Genomic DNA, 3,942 nt, shown 5'->3' on the forward strand with positions numbered 1-3,942 from the left:
AAGGGGAGGTGGTTCGCGCTAGCGAACCGGAGGGGTTGCTTTTCACGCCCCAAAACAACCCCTCAGTCTCGCCCCTCCGGGGCTCGCCAGCCCCCCTTGCAGGGGGCCTTTCTTGCCCTTTAGACGCAAATTGGTATAACTTCTGCGACGATGGGCTTGAGCTTAATAAAACTGTCGCAGCTGCGGCTTCGGGCAGCGGCGCCCCCGTTGCGTACCGTGAGCAGATGGGGTAGAATAACATTTTAAATAGTCTATTAAGCGGAAATTTTTTGCCCCGGGGCGGCTGCCATGGGGAAAATCGGGGAAGGAGTGATGTGCGATGCGTAAGGTTTTCACGGCTCTGCTGCTGGCGTTGGCCCTGGCGCTGACGATCGCCGGCGCGTCCATGGGAGCGGACGACGTCATCCGGATCGGGGTCTTCAACTGTCTGACGGGGCAGAACGCCTTCGGCGGGCAGCTGGAGCTCGAGGGCACGCAGCTGGCCCACAAGCTGAACCCTGAGATCCTCGGCAGGAAGGTGGAGCTCGTCGTGGTGGACAACAAGTCCGACAAGGTGGAGGCGGCCAACGCCGTCACGCGCCTCATCGAGAACGACAAGGTCAACGCCATCATCGGCACCTACGGGTCCTCGCTGGCCATGGCGGGCGGCGAGGTGGCGGAGAAGGCGGGGGTCCCCGTGATCGGTACCTCCTGCACCAACCCGCTGGTGACGCAGGGCAAGCGGTACTACTTCCGTGCCTGCTTCATCGACCCGTTCCAGGGCGCCGGCGCAGCGACCTACGCCTTCAAGAACCTCGACTTCAAGAGGGCGGCGACGCTGGTGGACGTCACCAACGACTACAGCGTCGGCCTCGGCGCCTTCTTCAAACAGGCCTACGAGAAGATGGGCGGCGAGATCGTGGCGGAGCTGAAGTATCAGTCCGGCGACCAGGACTTCACGGCGCAGCTGACGGAGCTGATCAGCAAGAAGCCGGACATCGTCTTCCTCCCCGCCTATTTCGCGGAGGGAGCCATCGTCCTGAAGCAGGCGCGGGAGCTGGGGGCGGAGTTCCGCTTCATCGGCGCGGACGCCATGGACAACCCGGAGATCGTCACGCTGGGCGGCGACGCGGTGGAAGGCTTCCTGCACACCACCTTTGCCTACGACCCCTCGATGGAGAACATGAACCCCGTGGCGGCTCAGTTCACCGCGGAGTGGAACAAGGAGCACCCGGACAAGGCCCCGAACGTGAACTGCGCCCTGGGCTACGACTGCTACGTCATGCTGGCGGACGCCATCGCGCGCGCGGGGAGCGCCGAGCCGGAGAAGATTCGCGACGCCCTGGAGGGGACGAAGGACCTGCCGACCGTCACGGGGATGACCACGATCAACGCCACCCACGACGCGGAGAAGGAGATGGGGATCGTCGAGATTCGGAACGGAAAGAAGACCTTCCTCGGCCTGGTGAAGCCGGAGATTTAACGCTCCGGAGCGCTTTGGCACGCCCTCCGCTTGGGAGCGACAGGACGGGGGAGGGGCCTGCGCAGGCCCTTCCCCCTTTTTTGAATTTTTCGGAATGCAGGGAGGTAATGGCTTGACTCTCAACATCTTCGTCCAGCATTTCGTCAACGCCCTGAGCCTTGGTTCGCTCTATGGGCTGATCGCGGTGGGCTACACGATGGTCTACGGCATCCTGCGCCTCATCAACTTCGCCCACGGCGACATCTTCATGCTGGGGGCCTATTTCGTGTACTTTGCGACCATCGTCTACAGGCTCCCGTGGGTCCTGGGCGTCGCCCTCGCCGTCGCCGGCACGACGGCCTGCGGGCTTCTGGTGGACCGCATCGCCTACCGCCCGCTGCGCCGCGCGCCGCGCATCTCCGCGCTCATCAGCGCCATCGGCGTCTCCTTCTTCATCGAGAACTTCGCCGTCGTCGTCTTCACCGGAATGCCGCGCCCCGTGGTGCAGCCCCCGCTCCTGATGAAGCCCATCCTGGTGGGCGGCGGCGTGCGCCTCATCCCGCTGGGGCTGGTCGTCCCCGCCATCTCCTTCCTGCTGGTCGCCCTTCTCGTTTGGGTTATTTACCGGACGAAGCCGGGCCTCGCCATGCGCGCCATCTCCTTCGACATCGAGGCGACGCGCATGATGGGCGTCTCGGTGAATCGCATCATCGCCCTGGCCTTCGGCATCGGCTCCGCCCTCGCGGCCGTGGCGGGCATCCTGTGGGCGTTGCGCTATCCGCGGGTGGAGCCCTTCATGGGCATGACGCCGGGCATCAAGGCCTTCATCGCTGCGGTGCTGGGCGGCATCGGCTCCGTGCCGGGCGCCATGATCGGCGGCCTCCTCCTGGGGTTCGTGGAGATCATGTTCGTGGCCTTCTTTCCGGTGGTTTCGGGCTACAAGGACGCCTTCGCCTTCCTGATCCTGATCCTCATCCTGCTGTTCTGCCCCACGGGGCTTCTGGGCGAGAAAATGGAGGACAAGATATGACACGAGGGGACATCAACCGGAATATTTGCAGCCGGTGCCTCACCATCGCCGCCGTCTGTCTGTTCGCCTGGTTCCTGAACGAGGCCCCTTCCTTCCTGAACGGCTACTGGGTCCGTATCCTGAACCTCGTCGCCGTCAACGGCATCCTGGGCCTGAGCCTGAACCTCGTCTACGGCGTCACGGGCATGTTCTCCCTGGGACATGCGGGCTTCATGGCCATCGGCGCCTACGTCTCCGCCATCCTGATCCTGCCCGCGGCCCAGAAGCAGGCCATGTGGATATTGGACCCCATCCTCCCGTGGCTCCTGAACGTGAACGCCCCCTTCCTGCTCTCCATCCTCGCCGCAGGGCTGGCGGCGGCCTTCTTCGGCTGGCTGGTGGCCCTGCCGGTCCTGTCCCTCGGCGGAGACTACCTCGGCATCGCCACGCTGGGCTTTGCCGAGATCATCCGCATCCTCATCACGAACCTCACGCCGCTGACGAACGGCTCCCTGGGCCTGAAGGGCATCCCGCCCCACACGACGCTCTGGATGAGCTGGGGCTGCCTGGCGGCGGTGCTGGTCTGCACCGTTTCCATGCTGAACAGCGGCACGGGAGGCGCCATGCGGGCCGTGCGCGACGACGAGGCGGCCGCGCGCATGATGGGCATCAACACGTTCCGGATGCGGGTGCTGGCCTTCACGCTGGGCTGCTTTGGCGCCGGCCTGGGCGGCGCGCTGATGGGGAACCTCATCACGACCATCGACCCGCGCATGTTCATGATCACGCAGACCTACAACGTCCTGATGATCGTCGTCATCGGCGGGCTGGGGTCCGTCACGGGCTCCATCGTGGGCGCGGCGCTTGTCACCGTGATGCTGGAGTGGCTTCGCTTCGTCGAGAACCCCATCGTCGTCGGCTCGCTGCACATCCCCGGCATCCCCGGAATGCGCATGGTGATCTTCTCGATCCTCCTCATTGCGGTCATTATCTTCCGCCGCGAGGGGATCATGGGGATGCGCGAGTTCAGCTGGAGCTGGTTCTTCCCCCGGAGGCGCCGGAAGGAAGCGGAGGGGGCCGGCGGGAGCTTCGCCCTGACCTACCGGGCCCCCGCGCCCCTGCCGAAGGGCGGCCCCCTGCTGGAGGTGCGGGACCTCACCCTGCGCTTCGGGGGGCTGACGGCGGTGGACGGCCTCTCCCTGGACGTGGAGGAGGGAGCCATCGCGGGGCTCATCGGGCCGAACGGCGCGGGCAAGACCTCCGCCTTCAACGCCATCAGCGGCTTCTACAGGCCGGCGTCCGGATCGGTCCGCTTCATGGGGCGGGACATCACGGGCCGGCCCCCTCACAAGGTCTGCCGCGAGGGCATCTCCCGGACGTTCCAGAACATCCGCCTCTTTGCGAACGAGACGGCGCTGCAGAACGTCATGGTGGGGGCCTGGGTGCGGCGAAGGACCTACTGGTGGATGTCGCTCCTGCCCTTCGTCTTCAC

General features: G+C 65.3%; 3 protein-coding genes. All 3 read left to right on the forward strand.

Annotated elements, in window-relative coordinates; translation table 11 throughout:
• Positions 1–319: 319 nt before the first annotated feature.
• Positions 320–1,462: an ABC transporter substrate-binding protein gene (locus tag SY1_RS10130; protein WP_015556964.1), complete on the forward strand. Its 1,143-nt coding sequence runs from the start codon at positions 320–322 to the stop codon at positions 1,460–1,462.
• 112 nt (positions 1,463–1,574) lie between these two features.
• Positions 1,575–2,471, forward strand: a complete 897-nt coding sequence (locus tag SY1_RS10135; protein ID WP_208873699.1) for a branched-chain amino acid ABC transporter permease — start codon at positions 1,575–1,577, stop codon at positions 2,469–2,471.
• On the forward strand, positions 2,468–3,942 hold a 1,475-nt coding region (locus SY1_RS10140), incomplete at its 3' end, for an ABC transporter permease subunit (RefSeq protein ID WP_341524007.1). The genes SY1_RS10135 and SY1_RS10140, both read left to right, overlap by 4 nt.

It is taken from the genome of Fretibacterium fastidiosum (genome assembly GCF_000210715.1).
Lineage (GTDB): Bacteria > Synergistota > Synergistia > Synergistales > Aminobacteriaceae > Fretibacterium > Fretibacterium fastidiosum.

What these genes read in the sequence shown, in the direction of transcription:
- SY1_RS10130 (WP_015556964.1), top strand. Translation starts at nt 320, where the DNA reads ATGCGTAAGGTTTTCACGGCTCTGCTGCTGGCGTTGGCCCTGGCGCTG.